The organism is Nonomuraea sp. MG754425 (genome assembly GCF_021699195.1).
Taxonomy (GTDB): domain Bacteria; phylum Actinomycetota; class Actinomycetes; order Streptosporangiales; family Streptosporangiaceae; genus Nonomuraea.
The window spans coordinates 1-18,991 of sequence record NZ_SSXE01000189.1; the positions used below are offsets into that span (position 1 = coordinate 1).

General features: G+C 72.7%; 15 protein-coding genes and 1 pseudogene. 9 read left to right on the plus strand and 7 right to left on the minus strand.

Annotated features, from left to right (window positions below):
- The 3 genes from FAF44_RS42685 to FAF44_RS42695 form a co-directional block, all read left to right on the plus strand.
- The coding region (locus FAF44_RS42685; protein WP_237109109.1) for a zinc-binding dehydrogenase at positions 1–432 on the plus strand (432 nt) is incomplete at its 5' end.
- Between the two features lie 129 nt (positions 433–561).
- Positions 562–1,362 carry an NAD(P)H-binding protein gene (locus FAF44_RS42690; protein WP_237109110.1) on the plus strand — a complete coding sequence of 267 codons (801 nt, stop codon included), beginning with the start codon at positions 562–564 and terminating at the stop codon, positions 1,360–1,362.
- A gap of 234 nt (positions 1,363–1,596) precedes the next feature.
- Positions 1,597–3,843 carry a rhamnogalacturonan lyase gene (locus FAF44_RS42695; RefSeq protein ID WP_237109122.1) on the plus strand — a complete coding sequence of 749 codons (2,247 nt, stop codon included), beginning with the start codon at positions 1,597–1,599 and terminating at the stop codon, positions 3,841–3,843.
- A gap of 83 nt (positions 3,844–3,926) precedes the next feature.
- Here the strand turns inward: FAF44_RS42695 and FAF44_RS42700 are convergent, their stop codons facing one another.
- From FAF44_RS42700 to FAF44_RS42710, 3 genes are all read right to left on the minus strand, one after another.
- On the minus strand, positions 3,927–4,496 hold the full coding sequence (locus tag FAF44_RS42700; protein ID WP_237109111.1) for a hypothetical protein: 570 nt from the start codon (positions 4,494–4,496) through the stop codon (positions 3,927–3,929).
- 261 nt (positions 4,497–4,757) lie between these two features.
- A complete protein-coding gene (locus FAF44_RS42705) occupies positions 4,758–5,513 on the minus strand; it encodes a hypothetical protein (protein ID WP_237109112.1) in 756 nt (251 codons plus the stop codon).
- Complete coding sequence (locus FAF44_RS42710; RefSeq protein ID WP_237109113.1) at positions 5,510–6,223, minus strand: ABC transporter ATP-binding protein; 714 nt, start codon at positions 6,221–6,223, stop codon at positions 5,510–5,512. The genes FAF44_RS42705 and FAF44_RS42710 overlap by 4 nt, the downstream gene beginning before the upstream one ends.
- A 163-nt stretch (positions 6,224–6,386) precedes the next feature.
- On the opposite strand from FAF44_RS42710, the gene FAF44_RS42715 reads away from it, so the two are divergent.
- Together FAF44_RS42715 and FAF44_RS42720 are read left to right on the plus strand one after the other, a co-directional pair.
- The gene (locus tag FAF44_RS42715; protein ID WP_237109114.1) at positions 6,387–7,571 is read left to right on the plus strand and encodes a sensor histidine kinase; all 1,185 of its coding nucleotides are present in this window, start codon (positions 6,387–6,389) and stop codon (positions 7,569–7,571) included.
- Positions 7,572–7,588: 17 nt separating this feature from the next.
- Complete coding sequence (locus FAF44_RS42720) at positions 7,589–8,224, plus strand: response regulator transcription factor (protein WP_308193482.1); 636 nt, start codon at positions 7,589–7,591, stop codon at positions 8,222–8,224.
- A 32-nt stretch (positions 8,225–8,256) separates the two neighbouring features.
- Here FAF44_RS42720 and FAF44_RS42725 read toward each other — a convergent pair whose 3' ends face one another.
- The gene (locus tag FAF44_RS42725) at positions 8,257–9,279 is read right to left on the minus strand and encodes a LacI family DNA-binding transcriptional regulator (RefSeq protein WP_237109115.1); all 1,023 of its coding nucleotides are present in this window, start codon (positions 9,277–9,279) and stop codon (positions 8,257–8,259) included.
- 240 nt (positions 9,280–9,519) lie between these two features.
- On the opposite strand from FAF44_RS42725, the gene FAF44_RS42730 reads away from it, so the two are divergent.
- The gene (locus FAF44_RS42730; RefSeq protein ID WP_237109116.1) at positions 9,520–11,823 is read left to right on the plus strand and encodes a beta-glucosidase; all 2,304 of its coding nucleotides are present in this window, start codon (positions 9,520–9,522) and stop codon (positions 11,821–11,823) included.
- Positions 11,824–11,836: 13 nt separating this feature from the next.
- Positions 11,837–13,861, plus strand: coding sequence for a beta-galactosidase (locus FAF44_RS42735; protein WP_237109117.1), 2,025 nt, complete (start codon positions 11,837–11,839; stop codon positions 13,859–13,861).
- Between the two features lie 196 nt (positions 13,862–14,057).
- Here FAF44_RS42735 and FAF44_RS42740 read toward each other — a convergent pair whose 3' ends face one another.
- Positions 14,058–14,906 carry a hypothetical protein gene (locus FAF44_RS42740; RefSeq protein ID WP_237109118.1) on the minus strand — a complete coding sequence of 283 codons (849 nt, stop codon included), beginning with the start codon at positions 14,904–14,906 and terminating at the stop codon, positions 14,058–14,060.
- A gap of 202 nt (positions 14,907–15,108) precedes the next feature.
- Between FAF44_RS42740 and FAF44_RS42745 the strand changes: the two genes are divergently transcribed.
- Entirely contained in the window at positions 15,109–15,852 is a 744-nt protein-coding gene (locus FAF44_RS42745) for an alpha/beta fold hydrolase (protein ID WP_237109119.1), read from the plus strand.
- A 48-nt stretch (positions 15,853–15,900) separates the two neighbouring features.
- Here FAF44_RS42745 and FAF44_RS42750 read toward each other — a convergent pair whose 3' ends face one another.
- A complete protein-coding gene (locus FAF44_RS42750; protein ID WP_237109120.1) occupies positions 15,901–16,668 on the minus strand; it encodes a class I SAM-dependent methyltransferase in 768 nt (255 codons plus the stop codon).
- 133 nt (positions 16,669–16,801) lie between these two features.
- Positions 16,802–17,812: pseudogene (locus FAF44_RS42755) on the minus strand (RNA polymerase sigma factor); the annotation flags it as partial.
- A 90-nt stretch (positions 17,813–17,902) separates the two neighbouring features.
- Here FAF44_RS42755 and FAF44_RS42760 point away from each other — a divergent pair.
- Positions 17,903–18,907: a TetR/AcrR family transcriptional regulator gene (locus tag FAF44_RS42760; RefSeq protein ID WP_237109121.1), complete on the plus strand. Its 1,005-nt coding sequence runs from the start codon at positions 17,903–17,905 to the stop codon at positions 18,905–18,907.
- The last annotated feature ends 84 nt before the right edge of the window (positions 18,908–18,991 follow it).

An 18,991-nucleotide genomic window follows, 5' to 3' on the forward strand; every position in this document is an offset into this window, starting at 1 on the left:
GGGGACTCCTCGGGGGACTCCTCGGGGGACTCCTCGGGGGACGCGGTCGGCGAGCTGGCCCGCCGGCTCTCGGCCGCCTGCGACGGGCCGGTGGACCTGGTGCTCGACCCGCTGTTCGGCGTCCCGGCCGCGGCGGCGGCCCGTACGCTGCGCGCCGGTGGCCGCCTGGTCAACCTCGGCGGCTCGGCGTCGGAGACCTGCCCGCTCGACTCCGCCACCCTGCGCAGCCGTTCGCTGCGCGTCCTGGGATACACCAACAACGAGCTCACGCCCGAGCAGCGGGCGGCGGCCATCGTGTACGTGGCCCGGCAGTCGGCGGCCGGTCGGCTGCGGGTGGCCCACGAGGTGGTGCCGCTGGCGCAGGCCGCGGACGCGTGGCGGCGTCAGGCCACGGGGTCCGCCCGGGGCCGGATCGTCCTGCGTGCCGGGTGACTTCTTTGACCGGCGTCACCACCCGTGTTTGAGTGAGCGGGGGTCGCGCGGGGGCTGGGCGAAACCGTCGGCCCGACCGCTCGCCGCCGACGACCGCGGCGGGCCGCCGACGGAGGGAAGAGGCCAGGCATGATTCTGGTGAGCGGAGCGACCGGCCTCATCGGACGGCGGCTCGTCGAGACGCTGAGCGGCGCGGGCGTCCGGGTGCGGGCGCTCAGCCGCCACCCCGGGACGGCGGACCTGCCGGCCGGCGTGGAGGTGGCGGGCGGCGACCTGGACGATCCGGCGTCGCTGTCGGCGGCCCTGGACGGGGTGGAGGCGGTGCACCTGTACTCCGCCGGGCAGCTCGGCGACGGGTTCGCCGCGGTCGCCGCGCGTGCCGGGGTCAGGCGGGTCGTGGTGATCTCCGGGCTCCACGACGACCCCGCCGCGGTGGAGCGGCCCCTGACCGGGGCCGGGCTGGCCTGGACGCACCTGCTGCCCACCGCGTACGCGTCCAACGCGGTGCGGCACTGGGGCGGCATGATCCGGCACGACGGCACGGTCCGGGCCCCGTACCCGGAGGCGGCGACCGCGCCCGTCCACGAGGCCGACGTCGCCGCCGTCTCCGCGATCGCGTTGCGGGGCGGGCACGAGGGCCGGCGTTACCCGCTGACCGGGCCGCGGTCGCTGACCTTCCGCGAGCAGGTCGCCATCCTGGCCGGTGCGCTGGGGCGTGAGCTGGCCTTCGTCGAGGAGAGCCCGGAGCAGGCCCGCCGGCGGCTCGCCCGCCACCACGTGCCGCTCCCCGTCATCGAGGAGCTCCTGGCCACGTGGGCCGCCGCCGTCGGGGTGCGCGCCGCCGTGTCCCCCGCCGTCGAGCAGCTCACCGGACGGCCTCCGCGCGATTTCGCCCAGTGGGCCGGAGAGCACGCCGGCGACTTCCGCTGACTCCCCCGATCGTCCCTTTCAGCCCGCGTTCATCCGGTGCTCACCGCCTCACCAGGGCGTTCTCCCCTGCCAGGTGACGAGCGGGAAACCGTCGCTTGACAATCCTCACAAACGACCAATAATCTCCGGCGAAAATTGCATCGATTCAAGCAAGCGGAGCTCCTCATCATGAGACCCCCCAGCAGCATCCGCCGCGCGCTGGCCGCCGGGCTGGCCGCCCTGCTCTGCCTGCCGATGGCCGCGCCGCCCGCGTCCGCCGGCGCGACGGGCCGCCACCGGGGCGGCATCGCGCTCGAACGTCTCGATCGCGGCCTCGTGGCCGCCTCCACCAGCGAAGGCGTCTTCCTGAGCTGGCGGCTGCTCGGCGACGAGGTGACCGGGCACGGCACGTCCGGCATGACGGGCGCCGGCTTCCGCGTCTACCGCGACGGCCGCCCGATCGCCACCGTGACCGACAGCACCAACTATCGCGACCCCGCGGGCGCGGCCGGCTCCGAGTACCGGGTGGCCCCGATCGTCCAGGGCCGCGAGGGCCGTCGCAGCGCCGTGGCGACGCCTTGGCTTAAAACGTTTTACGACATTCCGCTGCGGAAACCGGCCGACGGCGTGACCCCGATGGGCGAGGCGTACACGTACACGGCCAACGATCTCAGCGTGGGCGACGTGGACGGCGACGGCCAGTACGAGTACGTGGTCAAGTGGGACCCGTCCAACTCCAAGGACGTCTCGCAGCGCGGCTACACGGGCAACACGTACGTGGACACGTACGAGCTGGACGGCACGCTGCGCTGGCGGCTGGACCTGGGCGTGAACATCCGCTCCGGCGCCCACTACACCCAGTTCCTGGTCTACGACTTCGACGGCGACGGCCGGTCGGAGCTGATGCTGAAGACCGCGCCGGGCACGAAGGCGACCCGGTACGGGCCCGGCGGCCGGGCGGTGTCCGAGCGATTCGTCACGATGCCGCGCGAGGACGTCAAGGCCGGCTACTCCGACACCGACGACTATCGAAAGAGCGCGGCAGACTATTTCGACCATGTTGTCGACATGTTCGAAAAATGGCACGAGCACCCGGAGGTCGTCGCCGGGCGCTGGCCGGCCACGCTGGAGCAGGCGTTCGGCATCGAGCCGCGCTACGACTACCCGCTCTCCCACGCCGACGCCGTCAAGCTGGCCGACCACTTCGTCGACGTCTACGCCCCGGCCCGCAGCGGCAACAACCGGCTGCGCGAGTTCAACGGCTTCGTCCTGACCGGGCCCGAGTACCTGTCGGTCTTCGAGGGGGCCACCGGCCGCGAGTTGCAGACCGTCCACTACAAGCCGGGGCGCGGCGATGACGGCCTGCTGTGGGGCGACTACGCGATGGCCAGGATCGAGCCCGGCAACCGGGTGGACCGGTTCCTGTCGTCCGTGGCCTACCTGGACGGCGAGCACCCGTCGGCGATCTTCTCGCGCGGCTACTACACCCGTAGTACCCTCGTGGCCTACGACTGGGACGGCAGGCGGCTCAAGGAGCGCTGGTTCGTCGACAGCGGCCACGCGCCGATGGCCAACCCGTTCAACGCCGCGCCGCACGGCGTCCCCGGCGGCGACCCCGAGTACGCCGACCTGACCACGCAGGGCTTCCACTCGATGAGCGTGGCCGACGTGGACGGCGACGGCAGGCAGGAGATCGTCTACGGCTCGGCCACCATCGACGACGACGGCGGCCTGCTGTACTCCTCCTTCGGCGTGGCCCCGCCGCAGAGCAGCGTGCCCGGCCAGAACGTCCGCCTCGGCCATGGGGACGCCATGCACGTCGGCGACCTCGACCCCGACCGCCCCGGGCTGGAGATCTGGACCGTGCACGAGGGCGGCCCGTGGGCCCCGTACGGCTGGGCGCTGCGCGACGCCGCCACCGGCGAGGTCGTCCACGGCGGCTACAGCGGGGTGGACACCGGGCGCGGCATGGCCGGCGACATCGACCCGGCCGTGCGCGGCCTGGAGCTGTGGTCGTCGATGCCGCCCGACCAGGCGGTCCAGGCCGGGCTGTGGTCGGCCCGCGGCGACCACCTGGGCCGTGACGCGCCGGGCACGAACATGAGCATCCGCTGGGCCGCCGACATGACCACCCAGCTCGTCAACGGCACCGCCACCACCGTCCTGCAGACGCCGACCGTCGACGATCATCGGCGCGGCCGGCTCCTCACCGCCGAGGGCACGCTGACCAACAACTGGACCAAGGGCAACCCGGGGCTGGTGGCCGACGTCCTCGGCGACTGGCGGGAGGAGTTGCTGGTGCGCACCGCCGACAGCGACGCGATCCGCCTGTACGTGAGCACCGAGCTGACGGACCGGAAGCTGTACACGCTCATGCACGACCCGCAGTACCGGGTCGAGGTCGCCCGGCAGCAGACCGGCTACAACCAGCCCGCCTATCCGAGCTTCTACCTCGGCTCCGACATCGACTGGTCCAAGGTGCCGGTGCCCGGACGCAGGTGATCCCGGGAGTCACGCCCCCGGACACGCGAGGAGGGCGCCCCCCGTCTGGGGAGCGCCCTCCTGGCACGTCGTACGAAGGCGGATCACCGCTCGGCGTTCTTGACCGACACCGGCTGGACCATGGGACCGCTGTCCTTCTTGGACCAGGCGCCGGTGGAGAAGGCCACCGGGTGGTTCTTCCTGCCGACGCCGTCACCCCACTTGGTGACGACGTACTCGATCTCGATGTGGCCCTCGCCGGAGACGCCGTCCACACCCAGGGTGTCCGGGTTGAACCGGCCGCCGGTCAGCTCGGCGAAGGTCTTGGCGTCCAGGTCGAGCATGACGCCACGGTTCGAGGGGTCGCCGGGGCCGCGGTCACCCACGAAGAAAGGCATCTTCTTGCCCTTGTAGATCACGTAGCCCTCGGTCATGAGGGGCCAGCTCGGGCTGGCGACCAGGCCCTTCTGCATGGGCTTGCCGGCGGCGGGCAGGCCGGTGTCACCGGCGCGGCCGGAGGAGTCGTCCCAGAAGTAGGACGCCGTGGTGGAGCCCTTCAGCACACCCTGCTGTTCGGTGGTGCCGAGGTCGGCGTGCGCCGCGGTCGAGCCGATGGTCAGCGCCGTGATAGCGGACGTGGCCAGCACGGCAAGGGATCGCAGGCGAGCAGACATAATAAATTCAGGTCCTTTGTTAGGGGACGGGAACTTTGCACTCGCTTGACGGACGTAGCCGGGCGAAGCGCCATTCGGTCGCTACGTGGAGCGCGAGAGGATCCATCCGATCCGGATCCGTGTCACCCGGGAGGCCCGGCCCCGCTTTTGGTAAGGCGCGGGTCACTCGCTGGCAACACCCACCAAGCTACCCAGCGAAACGGACAAAGGCAAACGAAACCCCATGAATCCGGCAAAGATCTACGTTGCCTGGTAAAGCCCTCACCACACGTCCTTCCGTAGCACCCGCAGAACCCCAAGAGCCATGGGCACGGCGATCCACGCCGCCACCGCCGTCGCCAGCCGGGCGATGCCGCCGCCGTCCAGATCCGCCGCCATCAGGGCGTTCGTGGCGGTGTTGAGATCCAGCCAGCCGGCCACGGCCCGGCCCGGCTCGCCGAGTCCGCGGACGAGGGCCCACACCATGGGATTGAGCAGGTAGATCACGATCGCCGCGGGGCCGTTCAGCAGCAGCAGGCCCAGCGCCTGCCCGGAGGCGGCCGAGAGCAGCGCCGTCGCGATCCAGCCCAGCAGCGGGCCCGGTTCCAGCCGCCAGCCGGCCTCCACGCCCAGCACTGCCGCGGACAGGGCGGTCGCCGGCACCGCCACGAGCAGCCCGAGCAGGCAGGCGGCCACGGACGCGGCCAGAACGGGCAGCAGCTTGGCCGCCAGCACCCGCCCCCGCCGGGGCTCCAGCGTGAACGTGGTGAGCGCGGTGCGGTGGCTCCACTCCCCCGTGATGGTGAGGATGCCGAGCACGGGCAGCAGGGTGCCGGGTGCGAGCGCCGCCGTCCCGGCCAGGACGCGCAGGTCCGCCGGCCCCGTGGTCAGGGCCCGTCCGGCGACCAGCGCGAACGCGGCGGCGACCAGGAGGCCCGTCATGACCAGGCCGGTGCGGGTGTCCAGCAGTTTGCGGGTCTCGACCCGCAGCAGGACGCCGAAGGGGATGCGGCGCGCGGGCCGGGGAGCCGTCGTCATGCCCTGCTCCGATCCGCGCCGGAGGTCAGCTCCAGGAACGTCTGTTCGAGAGTGCGGCCCCGGCCGAGTTCGGCGAGCGTGCCCCGCGCGAGCACCCGGCCCGCGCCGATCAGCACGAGGTGGTCGGCCACCTGCTCCACCTCGTGCAGCAGGTGGGAGCTGAGCAGCACGGCGCAGCCCGAGGCGGCCAGGCCGCGCAGGAGTTCGCGCATCCAGTGGATGCCCTGCGGGTCGAGGCCGTTGGCGGGCTCGTCGAGGATGAGCGCCCTGGGCCGGCCGAGCAGGGCGTGCCCGATGCCCAGGCGCTGCCGCATGCCCAGCGAGTAGCCGCCGACGGCCCGCCCGGCCTCCTTGCCGGACAGGCCCACCAGCTCCAGCACCTCACCGACCCGCGATCGGGGCAGGCCGAGCAGCATCGCGCCCAGCGTCAGCACCTCCCGCCCGGTGCGGCCGGGGTGCTGGGCTCCGGCGTCGAGCAGCGTGCCGACCGCCAGAGCCGGGCACTCCAGCTCCGCGTACGGCCGTCCGAGCACGGTCGCCGCGCCCGAGGTGGGGCGGGCCAGCCCGGCCAGGACGCGCATGGCCGTCGATTTGCCTGCGCCGTTGGGCCCGAGGAACCCGGTGACGGTGCCCTCACCGACGGTGAAGGAAACGTCGTCCAGCGCCTTCACGCCGTGGTACGTCTTGGTGACGCCATGGAATTCGATCACGCGGACCAGTCCACCGGACCGGCCGGGACGGGCTCATCGGACCTGGGGCGAGACTTTCGCGGCCTCGGAAGCCCCACGGCCATGCGCGGATCGACCAAGGTCTACCTGGCGGTGGACCTGGGTCGCTGAGGCCCGGCGCGGGCGTTTCTCTAGGCTGGAGGCCGTGCACGTGCTCCCCGACCGCCTCCGGCGTCCGCCGTCGAAGCCCGCAGGGGCGATGTCCCCTGACGCGCTGGGCTCCGTCGTCCTTTACCTGATCGCGGCCGTCCCGGTCCTGATCTTCTGTCTCATGACGGTCAGCCTCACGGCCCGGCAGGAGGAGGCCGGCGGCCGGTTGCCCATGATCGTGCTGGACCTGGCCGCCGGCGCGGCCGGTCTGATCCTGCTGCACTGGCGGGACCGGTGGCCGTGGCAGGTGGCGCTGATCACGGCCGTGCCGACGGTGTTCGCCTGGACGCTGAACGGCCCGGCCGTCGTCGCGTTCGCCTGGCTGGCCGCGCGCCGCCGGTGGCCGCAGGTCGTGCCGGTCGCGGTGGTGTACTGGCTCAGCGTGATCGGCTCCACCGTGTGGTGGCAGGACAACTGGCGGCTGACCGCCCTCTACGCGCTGGTCGGCGGCGTCGCGATCACCGCGCTCAGCGTCTTCGGCCTCTACCTGCGCGGCCGTCAGGAGCTGGCCGCGGCGCGGACGGCGGCCGCGGACCGGGCGCAGGAGCAGCGGGTCGAGCAGGCCAAGCTCGCCGAGCGGCTCAAGATCGCCCAGGAGATGCACGACGTGCTGGCGCACCGGATCTCGCTGCTGGCGATGCTCGCCGGCGGGCTGGCCTACCGCAAGGACCTCGGCCCCGAGCAGACCCGCGAGACGGCGCTGGCCATCCAGGACAACGCCCACCAGTCGCTCAACGAGCTGCGCGCCGTGCTCGGCACGCTGCGGCGCGACGACGGCGGCCCGGAGGCTCCCCAGCCCACCCTGGACCACCTGGACGCCCTGTTCGACGAGGTGCGCGCGGCCGGCCAGCGGGTCGAGGTGGACGACGACGTGGCCGTCAGGGAGCTGCTGCCGGCCCAGACGGGGCGGCACGCGTACCGGATCGTGCAGGAGGCGCTCACCAACGCGCGCAAGCACGCGCCCGGCAGCCACGTGCGGGCCGAGATCGGCGGGCGGCCGGGGACGGGGCTGCGGATCCGGGTGAGCAACCCGGCCCCGTCCGGCGCGGCGGCCGGTCCCGGCGGGCGGCTGGGGCTGGTCGGCCTGGCCGAACGCACCCGGATGGCCGGCGGCACGATCACCCACGGCGTACGGGACGGGCGTTTCGTCGTGGACGCCCTGCTCCCGTGGGAGGCGTGAGACCCGTGATCAGAGTGGTGATCGTAGACGACGACCCGATGGTGCGCACGGGGCTGCGCCTCATCCTCGGCGGCGAGCCGGACCTGGACCTGGCGGGCGAGGCGGGCGACGGCAGGCAGGCCATGACGGTGGTCGGCGAGCTGCGTCCCGACGTGGTGCTGATGGACATCCGGATGCCCGAGCAGGACGGCCTGACCACCACCGAGCTGCTGCTCAGCCGTCCGAACCCGCCCCGGATCCTGGTGCTGACCACGTTCGACGCCGACGACATGGTGCTGCGCGCGCTGCGGCTGGGCGCGAGCGGCTTCCTGCTGAAGGACACGCCGCCGCCGAAGATGATCGAGGCGGTGCGGGCGGCGGCGAGGGGCGAGCCGGTGCTGTCGCCGAGCGTCGCGCGGCAGGTGATCGCGGCGGCCACCGGCCGGTACGAGCCGTTGCGCCCGCAGGCCGCGCGCGAGCTGGCCACGCTCACCGAGCGTGAGCGCGAGGTCGCGGTCGAGGTGGCCAGGGGCGGTTCCAACGCCGAGATCGCCAGGGCCCTGTCGGTGAGCGTGGCGACCGTGAAGGCCTACATCACCCGCATCTTCGCCAAGCTGGGCACCGACAACCGGGTGCACGTGGCGATGAAGGTCCGCGACGCGGGCCTGCTCTGAGGGCTGCTTCGAGGGCCCGCTCAGCTCGCCGCTCAGCCCGCAGGGGCGGGGTCGAGCGGCGCGGTGCTGCGCCGCACGACGAGGGTGGTGGCCAGCTCGATGCGGGTGCCGGCGGGGCCCTTGGGGTGGGTCAGCTCCTCGTACACGAGCCGGACCGCCTCGTTGGCCATGTCGTCGAGCGGCTGGCGGACGGTGGTGAGCGGCGGGGAGAGCATCTCGCACAGCAGCGAGTCGTCGAAGCCGACGACGGACAGGTCGCCGGGCACGCGCAGGCCGCGCTCGGTGGCGGCCTGGTAAACGCCGGCGGCCTGCAGGTCGTTGCCGGCGAAGACGGCGGTGGGCGGGTCGTCGCGGTCGAGCAGTTCGCCGCCGAGCGCCTTGCCGCTGCCGACCAGGAAGTCTCCGTGCCGGGTGAGCGCGGGGTCGGAGTCGATCCCGAAGGTGCGGTGGGCGGCCAGGTAGCCCTCGTAGCGGTCGAGCGTGCACTGCGTGTCGAGGGGCCCGCCGATGAAGGCGATCCTGGTGTGCCCGAGTTCGAGCAGGTGCGTGGTGGCCATGACGCCGCCGAGCCAGTTGGTGGCCCCCACGGTGGACAGGCGCGGGTCGCGCTGGCCGACGGGGTCGAGCAGGACGAGCGGCACGTGCAGCAGTTCCTCGATGGCGGTGATCTCGCGCTGGTCGGCCCGGGAGAGCACCAGGACGATGCCGTCGGTGTTGCGCTTGCGCACCATCCCGATCCAGCGGCGCAGGTCGAAGTCGGCGCGCGCGGAGGAGGTGACGACGAGGGAGAAGCCCCAGCGGGCCGCCGCCTTCTCCGCGCCGCTGATGAGCACCTGCGCCCAGGGGGAGCCGAGGCCGTCGATGAGCAGGTCGACGACGCCGACGCGGGGCGAGGCAGGCGGGCGCGGGGCCTCGTATCCGGAGGTTCTGACCGCTTCGAGGACCTTGTCCCTGGTGGCGGCGGAGACGTGTTTCTTGCCGCTCAGAACCTTGGAAACCGTCGGCACCGACACTCCGGCCGCCGCCGCGACGTCGGCCAGCGTGGCTCGAGGCACAGGACCTCCTGTATGGCGGTGATGCCACCGTGCGGAGGCATCGGAAGCTGAAACTTTCGGAAAACCACCCGAGATCAGGGGGCTCTCTCACCAGCGGAATCGGCGCGGGACCTGCGTTCGATCGGGACTGTTGACAGAGCTCTGAGCAGGACCCTACCGTAACTGATCGGCAATGTCACGATAATCTTTCGGAAAGTCGATCAGAAACTTTCCGCTTTTCTCTCCACCGAACGAGGGTGTATGCCTGCACGTGTTGAGCCGGAGACGGCCGGACGCCGGTCGCGGCGGGTCGAGGAACTGCTGGCGGAGATGACGCTCGGCGAGAAGCTCGCGCAACTCGTCGGCGTGTGGCTGAACGTCAACCGCGACGAGGGCGTGGTGGCCCCGCTGCAGGACGCGATGCAGGGCGAGGACGTCGAGTTCGAGGCGTTCGCCAAGGACGGCGTCGGCCAGATCACCCGCCACTTCGGCACCCGGCCGGTCGATCCGGAGTGGGCCCGCTCGGCGCTGGCCGGCCGGCAGCGCTGGCTGCGCGAGAACACCCGGCTGGGCATCCCGGCCCTCGCGCACGAGGAGTGCCTGACGGGGCTGGCGGCCTGGCGGGCCACCACGTACCCGGTGCCGCCGGCGTGGGGCGCGTCGTTCGACCCCGTCCTGGTCGAGGAGATGGGCCGCCGGATCGGGGCGAGCATGCGCTCGCTCGGCGTGCACCAGGGCCTGGCCCCCGTCCTCGACGTGATCCGCGACCAGCGGTGGGGCCGGGTCGAGGAGTGCATCTCCGAGGACCCGTACGAGGTCGCCACCATCGCCGCCGCCTACGTGCGCGGCGTGCAGTCCACGGGCGTGATCGCCACCCTCAAGCACTTCGTCGGCTACTCCAACTCCCGCGCCGGGCGCAACCTCGCCCCCGTGCACGCGGGCCCGCGCGAGGTGGCCGACACGCTGCTGTTCCCGTTCGAGGTCGCCGTACGCGACGCGGGCGCGGGCTCGGTGATGAACTCCTACGCCGAGATCGACGGCATCCCCGTCGCCGCCGACGCCCACTACCTCACCGAGATCCTGCGCGAACGCTGGGGCTTCGACGGCACCGTGGTCGCCGACTACTTCGCCGTGGCCTTCCTGCACACCCTGCACGCGGTGGCCGCGGACGCCGGCGACGCCGCCGTGCAGGCGTTGACCGCGGGCATCGACGTCGAGCTGCCGACCGGGGTGACCTACCTGGAGCCGCTGCGGGAGGCGGTGGCCGCAGGCCGGATCGACGAGTCGCTGATCGACCGGGCGCTGCGCCGCGTGCTGCGGCAGAAGGCCGACCTGGGGCTGCTCGACGACGACTACGACCCGGAGCCGCAGGGCCCGATCGACCTCGACGAGCCGGCCGCGCGAGAGCTGGCGCGGCGGCTGGCGGAGGAGTCGGTCATCCTGCTGGCCAACGACGGCGTGCTGCCCCTCGCGCGGGGCGGGAAGGTCGCGGTCGTCGGGCCGAACGCCGACGACGTGGCCGCGCTGTTCGGCTGCTACTCCTTCGTCCAGCACGTGCTGCCGCACTTCCCCGGCGTCGAGACCGGCATCGCCGCCCCCACCCTGCTGGAGGCGCTGCGCGCGGAGCTGCCCGGTGCGGAGATCGTCACCGCGAAGGGCACCGGCGTGGACGACGGCGACCGCACGGGCATCCCCGCCGCCGCCCGGCTGGCGGCCGGCTCCGACGTGACCGTCCTCGTGCTGGGCGACCGGTCGGGGCTGTTCGGCCGGGGCACCTCGGGCGAGGGCTGCGACGCCGAGAGCCTCGACCTGCCGGGCGCGCAGCGGGAGCTGGCCGAGGCGGTGCTGGCCACCGGCACGCCGACCGTGGTGGTGCTGATGACGGGCCGCGCCTACGCCGTGCCCGCGATCATCGAGGACGCCGCCGCGGTCGTGCAGGCGTACTTCCCCGGGGAGGAGGGCGCGGGCGCGATCGCCCGGGTGCTCAGCGGCGCGGTGAACCCGTCCGGCCGGCTGCCGATGAGCATGCCGCGGGCCACCGCCGGGCAGCCGTACAGCTACCTGCACCCGAAGCTCGGCGGGGCCGGGTCGGTCAGCAACCTCGACCCCGCTCCCGTCCTGGCCTTCGGGCACGGTCTGAGCTACACCCGCTTCGGCTACACCGGCCTCACCGTCGAGCCCGAGGTCCGGGCCGGGGAGCCGGTCCGCTGCTCGGTCGTGGTGCGCAACACCGGCGAGCGGGCCGGCGCGGAGGTGGTGCAGCTCTACGTCTCCGACCGGATCGCCTCGGTCACCCGTCCGCTCGCCCAGCTCGTCGGGTACGCCCGCGTCGAGCTGGAGCCGGGCCAGAGCGTCCGGGTCGCGTTCGACGTGCCGGCCCGGCTGCTGTCGTTCACCGGCAGGGACGGGCGCCGCGTGGTCGAGCCCGGCGAGGTCGGCGTGTCCGTGCGCCGTTCGGCCGCGGACGTGGTGGACGAGCGGACGGTCACGCTGACCGGGCCGGCGTACGCGTTCACCGGGGACGAGCGGCGGCTGACGGACGTAACGATCGAAGATCACGACTGACGGGAGCAGTGGCATGTCAGCACGTATGGAGAATTTCCGCCGGCGGGTGGGTGGTCTCGCGTTCGGCGGTGACTACAACCCCGAGCAGTGGGATCGGCCGGTCTGGGAGGAGGACGTCCGGCTGATGCGCGAGGCCGGCGTCAACGCGGTCAGCCTGGGCGTGTTCGCGTGGGGCTCGCTGGAGCCCGAGCCCGGCAGGTACGAGTTCGGCTGGCTGGACGAGATCATGGATCTCCTCCACGACAACGGCGTCAGCGTCAACCTGGCCACCCCGACCGCGTCGCCGCCGGTCTGGCTCACGCACCTGCACCCCGAGGTGTTCCCCATCAGGGAGGACGGGCACCCGTTCGGCTTCGGCAACCGGCTGCACTACGACCCGTCGTCGCCGATCTACCGCGAGTACGCGGCCCGGATCACGACGAAGCTGGCCGAGCGGTACTCCTTCCACCCGGCGCTGGCGATGTGGCACATCAGCAACGAGTACGGGCCCACCTCCTACGGCCCGGCCGCCTCGATCGCCTTCCGTGCCTGGCTCCGGCGCAGGTACGGCACCCTCGACCGGCTGAACGAGGCGTGGACCACCCGTTTCTGGGGCCAGGTCTACACCGACTGGGAGCAGATCGACGTCCCGCACATCCCCCGTACCTGGATGAACCCCACCCGCCGGCTCGACTTCAAGCGCTTCACCTCCGACGCGCTGCTGGAGTGCTACCTCGCCGAGCGGGACATCGTGCGCTCCTTCCGCGACGACATCCCGGTCATGACCAACTTCATGCGCTTCTTCCGGCACGCCGACTACTGGAAGTGGGCCCCGGAGGAGGACGCCGCCGCGCTCGACATCTACCCGAACCCGGCCGACGCCGACTCGCACGTGTCGGCGGCCTTCAACTACGACCTGTTCCGCTCGCTCAAGGGCGGCCAGCCGTGGATGCTGATGGAGCAGTCGAGCAGCGCGGTCAGCCAGTGGCAGCTCAACATCGTCAAGGAGCCGGGACGGATGCGGCTCGGCTCGCTGCAGGCGGTGTCGCGGGCAGCCGACTCGGTGATGTTCTTCCAGTGGCGGGCCAGCCGCGGCGGGCAGGAGCGCTTCCACTCGGCGATGCTGCCGCACTCCGGGCCCGACTCGCGCACCTTCAGGGAGATCACCGACCTCGGGCGGGAGGTCGGGCTGCTGGCCCCCGTCGCCGGGACGCGGTCGCAGGCGGACGTCGCGATCATGTTCGACTGGGACGGCTGGTGGGGGCTGGAGGAGGTCTTCGGCCTGCCGCGCTCCGACTTCAGCTACACCGACACCGTCATGCGGCACTACACGCCGCTGTGGGAGCGCCACCACGCCGTGGACGTGGTCAGCCACGCCTCGCCGCTCGACGGGTACCAGGTGCTGGTCGTGCCGAACGCGTACCTGATGGACGACGAGGGCGTCGAGCGCGTCCACGAGTTCGCCAGGAACGGCGGGACCGTGATCATGTCGTTCTTCTCCGGGGTCGTGGACGCCGACAACCGGGTGCGGCCCGACGGCTACCCGGGCGCGTTCCGCGCGCTGATCGGGGCCAAGATCGACGAGTACTGGCCGGCCAGGCCGCACGAGGAGTTCGCCGTGACCTTCGCCGACGGGCGGCGCGCCACGGCGTCCTGGTGGCGCGACGACCTGCACCTGGAGACCGGCAAGGCGCTGGCCACGTACGCGGACGGGCTGCTGGAGGGGCGGGCCGCCGTCGTCGAGAACCGTTACGGCTCCGGGCGCGTCGTCTACTTCGCGACCCTGCTGGAGCAGGAGGCGTTCGACGCCACGCTGTCCCAGGTCGTCGCCGAGGCGGGCGTGCGCTCGCGCTTCGACGGGGTGCCCGCGCACGTGGAGTGCACCGTGCGGGCCGACTCCGAGCACGACTTCGTCTTCCTGCTCAACCACAGCGCCGAGCAGGGCGCGTCCGTCCCCGTGGGAGGGACGGGGACGGACCTGCTCACCGGCCGGGCGGTCACGGGCGAGGTCGCGCTGGAGCCGCTGGGCGCGGCGGTGGTCCGGCTCCCCCGGGCCTGACCGCCCTGGCGGGCCGCGCCGGGTTCCGGCGTGGCCCGCTCCGGTCGCAGCGGGCCGGCCGGCCTCATCCGGCCGTCCATGACGATGGGTTCGCGCCTGGTTCGTGGCGGATGCGCCGGGATCGAACCGGGGTGGCCGATGATCGACCGGCGTTCCGGCGGATCGGGCGTCCAGGTCGGTCGGCTCCACCGCGGTCTCAGCGCCGGGGAACGCTCCCTGCGGGGCCGGCCGGCCGGTCCCCGGTGGCACCCGCGTGGGCGAGCGCGACCTCGACGGCGGGCCGGTGGGCGGCGAGCAGGCCGGGTGTCCAGCCGGCGGGGCCGTGCACGATGTCGTGGGTGACGATCCGGTAGATCAGCGCCCGCACCAGCATCTGGCCCCACTCCGGCAGGTGCGCCCAGCGGGCGGCCAGCGCGGGCCGGGCGCCGTACCAGCACAGCGCGTCGGCGACGGCGACCGCCGCCGCCCAGGACGGGGGCCGCCAGTAGACCGGCCAGTCGATGATCGCCGGAGGCCGCCCGGCGGCGAACAGCACGTTGCCCGGCAGGTCCCCGTGCACGGCCTGCGACGGGAGCTCGACGGGGCGGCGCGCCCGCACGAGGGGCTCCAGCAGGCCCGCCGCGCCGGACGGGACGGGCGGCTCCTCCCACGCCACCCGGTCGCCGCGGGTCCAGGGATTGTCACGCACGTCCAGGAAGGACGGCCGGGGCAGGTGCGCGATCGCCTCGTGGAAGGCGGCCCCGGCGCGCAGCACGTCGTCCTGCCTGCCGGTGTCGGGCTCCCCCGCCACCAGCCGGGACGCCTCCCAGCCCCCGGCCGTCCAGGCCCCGTCCGCCGCCGCCACCGGGCGGGCGATCCGGAACGCGGGCGAGTCTGGCAGGGCGGCGAGAACGCCGGCGCGCCAGAGGGTCTCGGGGAGGAAGTCGATCCGCTTGAGCGCCAGCGCCCCGGCCCGCCACGCCCCTCCCATCCAGACCGGCTCCGCCGCCGCCACCCCGAAGGCGGCCAGCACCTCGGGCGGCACACGCTCCCCTGGCTCGCTCATCGGGTGGCGGCCGGCGTGGCGGCGAGCCAGGCGTGCACTGTGCGCGGGCGCACGGTGCTCTCCAGATGGACGTGCAGGTGCGCCTTCGGCAAGGTCCGTACGTCTCTCACGTGCGCCAACCCTATGGCCCCACCCCGGCCGCGCGCAGCCGGGTATCCGGGCGTACGGTCGCTTGTGGGGCCCTTCGCGGGAGGAGCGGATCATGCCTGTCGTCTTGGTTCACGGTGTTCCGGAGACCCCGTCCGTCTGGGATCCGTTGCGTGCGGCGCTGCGCCGCGAGGACGTGCGCGCGCTGCGGCTGCCCGGCTTCGGCTGTCCCCGTCCGCCGGGCTTCGGCTCGACCAAGGAGGAGTACGTGGCCTGGCTAGCCGCCGAACTGGAGTCGATGGAGGACGAGGAGATCGACCTCGTCGGCCACGACTGGGGCGGCGGCCTGGTGGCGCGGCTGGTCAGCCTGCAGCCCGAGCTCGTCCGCTCCTGGGCCTCCGACGCCACCGCGCTGGCCCACCCCGACTTCCGCTGGCACGACGTCGCGCGGCTCTGGCAGACGCCGGGCGCGGGCGAGCAGTTCTGGGAGCGGCTGCCGCTGACGCCGGTCGAGGAGCGCGCCCGTGCGTTCGAGGGCTTCGGGATGCCCGCCGAGCACGCGTTGTCGATCGCGGCCGGGATGGACGCGGTGATGGGCGAGAGCGTCCTGGCCCTCTACCGGTCGGCGGTGCGCGTGGCGGCGGAATGGTCTGCGGCGTTCACCGACATTCCCGCGCCGGGGCTGGTGCTGGTGCCGTCCGACGACGCATACCTGCCGGCGGAGGTGTCGCGGGCGAGCGCGGCCAGGGCGGGCGCGACGGTGGCCGAACTGCCGGGGCTCGGTCACTGGTGGATGCTCCAGGACCCGGCGGCCGGGGCGGCCAGGCTGGAGGAGTTCTGGGGGGAGGCGGCCGGGTAGCCGGCCGGACCGGCGCGGGCTTACGCGGGCGGGACCTGCGCGAACGGGCTACACGGGCGGGCGTCGGGTGAGGCGGAGCTTCGACTGCTTGTGCGGCGTCCGCTCCCAGTCGTCCATGAACGTCGCGTCGAAGCCGTACTGCCCGGCCAGCGTGACGAGCGTCTCGGTGCGGTAGTAGAAGTCCTCGCGCAGCACCTGGTGCTCCTCGCCCTCGGTGCGGTCGAAGGTGAAGTCGAACCACGCGCCCGGCCGCATCACCCGTCCCACGTGGGCGAAGCACTCCTCGATCACCTCCAGCGGGGAGTGCGAGAAGACGCTGTGCGCGTGGACGACGTCGAAGTGCGCGGCCGGCAGGAAGGCGAGGCGCAGGTCACGGACCGGGGTGAGGTGCGGCAGCTTGTCCGCCAGCCCGTGCCGGACGATCGTGTCCTGGGCGGCCATGAGGATGTCGGGCGAGATGTCCACGCCGTAGTAGTTGCCGGTGTGCAGGTGGCCGATGAACAGGTGGCCCGCCCGCAGGTTGCCGCAGCCGATCTCCAGCATCCGGCACTCGGGCTTCAGCCCGTGCTCGACCAGGTAGTCGAACTGCATGCGGCCCAGCGCCAGCCACCGCTTGTGGGTGTGCGAGCCGACCGCGCCCTCGGGGTCGCGGGCGGTGTCGGACCTCATGACGGCGCGGTAGTAGCCGACGTGGTCGCGGGTGCGCAGCCCCAGCCACGTGTCGCGGGCCAGCCGCCGCAGGTGGGGGAGGATCTTCCGCGGGTGCTTGATGGCGTACGTCGCCTGGTGGGCGAGGCTTGAACGGGAGCGAGTCACGTTCTGGAATCTAGGTCAGGGCGACGGGCCGCCAAAGAGCCGCGGCGGCAGTCTTGGTTTCCGTTTGCGCAGCCTTTCAGTCCGCCTTTCAGTCCGGCACCCCCCTGGGCGCACGTCAGGGGAGGTCCGGCCGCTAGCTGAGGTAGTCGCGCAGCGCCAGCGAGCGGGACGGGTGGCGCAGCTTGGACATCGTCTTGGCCTCGATCTGGCGGATGCGCTCGCGGGTGACCCCGTAGACGCGGCCGATCTCGTCGAGGGTCATGGGCTTGCCGTCCGTGAGGCCGTACCGCATGCTGATCACGCCCGCCTCGCGCTCGGAGAGCTGGTCGAGCAGGGCCCGCAGTTGCTGCTGGAGCAGCGTGAACGAGACGGCGTCGGCCGGAGAGACGGCCTCGACGTCCTCGATCAGGTCGCCGAACTCGCTGTCGCCCTCCTCGCCCAGCGGCGTGTGCAGGGAGATCGGCTCGCGCCCGTAGCCCTGGACCTCGATGACGCGGTCGACGTCGAGTTCGCACTCCTTGGCGATCTCCTCGGGGGTGGGCTCGCGGCCGAGGTCGCTCTGCAGCCGCCGCTGCATCCGCGTGACCTTGTTGATCAGCTCGACCATGTGCACGGGGATGCGGATGGTCCGGGCCTGGTCGGCCATGGCCCGGGTGATGGCCTGCTTGATCCACCAGGTGGCGTACGTGGAGAACTTGTAGCCGAGGCGGTAGTCGAACTTCTCGATCGTCCGGATCAGGCCCAGGTTGCCCTCCTGGATCAGGTCGAGGAACAGCATGCCGCGACCGGTGTAGCGCTTGGCGATGGAGACCACGAGCCGCAGGTTGGCCTCCAGCATGCGGCGCTTGGCCCGCCCGCCGTCGGCGGCGATCCACTCGAGGTCGGCGCGCAGGTCGTCGGGCAGGCCCGGTTCGGTGTCGAGCCGCTCCCTGGCGAACAGCCCCGCCTCGATGCGCTTGGCCAGGTCGATCTCCTGCTCGGCGGTGAGCAGCGGCACGCGGCCGATCTCCTTCAGGTACGCCTTGACCGAGTCCGCGCCGACGACCGTGCCGCCGTCGGCGATGTTGTCGTCCAGCTCGAGAACCTCTGCTGCTTGGGACAAAACACTCTCCTCGCTCGCTTTGGATGATTGGACGGCGGCCTGAACTTAGGTCACACATAATTTTAGATGCCCCCAAAAGCAGGGGCGACCTAAAGCAAGGTCGGACCTAAATTTTTGTGGAAGACTGCGGCCATGAGCACCGACACCTTGGGCTTGAGGGAACAGAAGAAGCGGGAGACCCGGCAGGCCATCTCCGACCACGCTACCCAACTGTTCCTGGAACGCGGCTTCGACCGGACGACGATCGCCGACATCGCCGCCGCGGCCAGGGTGGCCAAGATGACCGTCACCAACTACTTCCCGCGCAAGGAGGACCTGGCGCTCGACCACCACGCGGACTTCGCGGCCGGGCCGGCACTGGCGGTCGCGCAGCGCGAGCCGGGCGAGTCGGCATTGGCGGCGGTGCGGCGGGCGTACCTGGCGGCGCTGGACCGGCGCGACCCGGTCATCGGCTTCACCGGACGCGACTTCGCCCGGATGGTCGCCGACAGCCCGACCCTGGCGGCCCGCCTGCGCGACCTGCACGACCAGCGGGAAGAGGCCCTGGCCGCGCAGCTCATCCGCGAGACCCCCGAGGACCCGGTCGCGGCCAGGGCCGTGGCCGCCCAGCTCGCGGCGGCCGACCGCCTGCTCTTCCGCGAGCTGCGGGCCCGCGTGCTGGCGGGCGAAGACGCCCTGGGCGGCCCCCGAACGGCCGGCCCTCCAGATACAGCACGCTCGGAGACGGGACGCACGGGCGCGGGACACCTGGGCACGAGACACGCCCTCAGCACCACCAGGCACCCGGACACCGGGCACCCGGACACGGGGCACGCCGTCGGCACGACCAGGCACCCGGACACGGGGCACGCCGTCGGCACGACCAGGCACCCCGACAGGGGCCACGCCCACCGCGACGAGGCGCACCGGCACGCGGCCGGCCCGAGCGGACGCGAAGAATCGCGCCGGGCGTCCAGGCATGACGACCCGCACCACGCCGACGGGCAAGGGCACCACGCGGCCCCCCATCACCTGGACAGACTCCAGGACCCGCACCCCGTGGACGGCAGCGGCGCCATCGCCGGTGCGCTGGCCGCGATCGCCCGCCGGGTCTTCGGTCTGCTGGAGCCGTCCATCGGCGGCTACGCCGTCCGCTGAACGCGCGCAACCGCGCTCACCCGTCCACCCCAAACGCGCACCCCCGCCCACCGAAACGAGCCCACACGCCGACCACCCCACACG

Bases quoted from the DNA above. Each gene is read 5' to 3' on its own strand.
- FAF44_RS42690 (WP_237109110.1), top strand. From the start codon at position 562: ATGATTCTGGTGAGCGGAGCGACCGGCCTCATCGGACGGCGGCTCGTC.
- FAF44_RS42695 (WP_237109122.1), top strand. From the start codon at position 1,597: ATGGCCGCGCCGCCCGCGTCCGCCGGCGCGACGGGCCGCCACCGGGGC.
- FAF44_RS42700 (WP_237109111.1), bottom strand. From the start codon at position 4,496: ATGTCTGCTCGCCTGCGATCCCTTGCCGTGCTGGCCACGTCCGCTATC.
- FAF44_RS42705 (WP_237109112.1), bottom strand. From the start codon at position 5,513: ATGACGACGGCTCCCCGGCCCGCGCGCCGCATCCCCTTCGGCGTCCTG.
- FAF44_RS42730 (WP_237109116.1), top strand. From the start codon at position 9,520: ATGCCTGCACGTGTTGAGCCGGAGACGGCCGGACGCCGGTCGCGGCGG.
- FAF44_RS42735 (WP_237109117.1), top strand. From the start codon at position 11,837: ATGTCAGCACGTATGGAGAATTTCCGCCGGCGGGTGGGTGGTCTCGCG.
- FAF44_RS42740 (WP_237109118.1), bottom strand. From the start codon at position 14,906: ATGAGCGAGCCAGGGGAGCGTGTGCCGCCCGAGGTGCTGGCCGCCTTC.
- FAF44_RS42745 (WP_237109119.1), top strand. From the start codon at position 15,109: ATGCCTGTCGTCTTGGTTCACGGTGTTCCGGAGACCCCGTCCGTCTGG.
- FAF44_RS42760 (WP_237109121.1), top strand. From the start codon at position 17,903: ATGAGCACCGACACCTTGGGCTTGAGGGAACAGAAGAAGCGGGAGACC.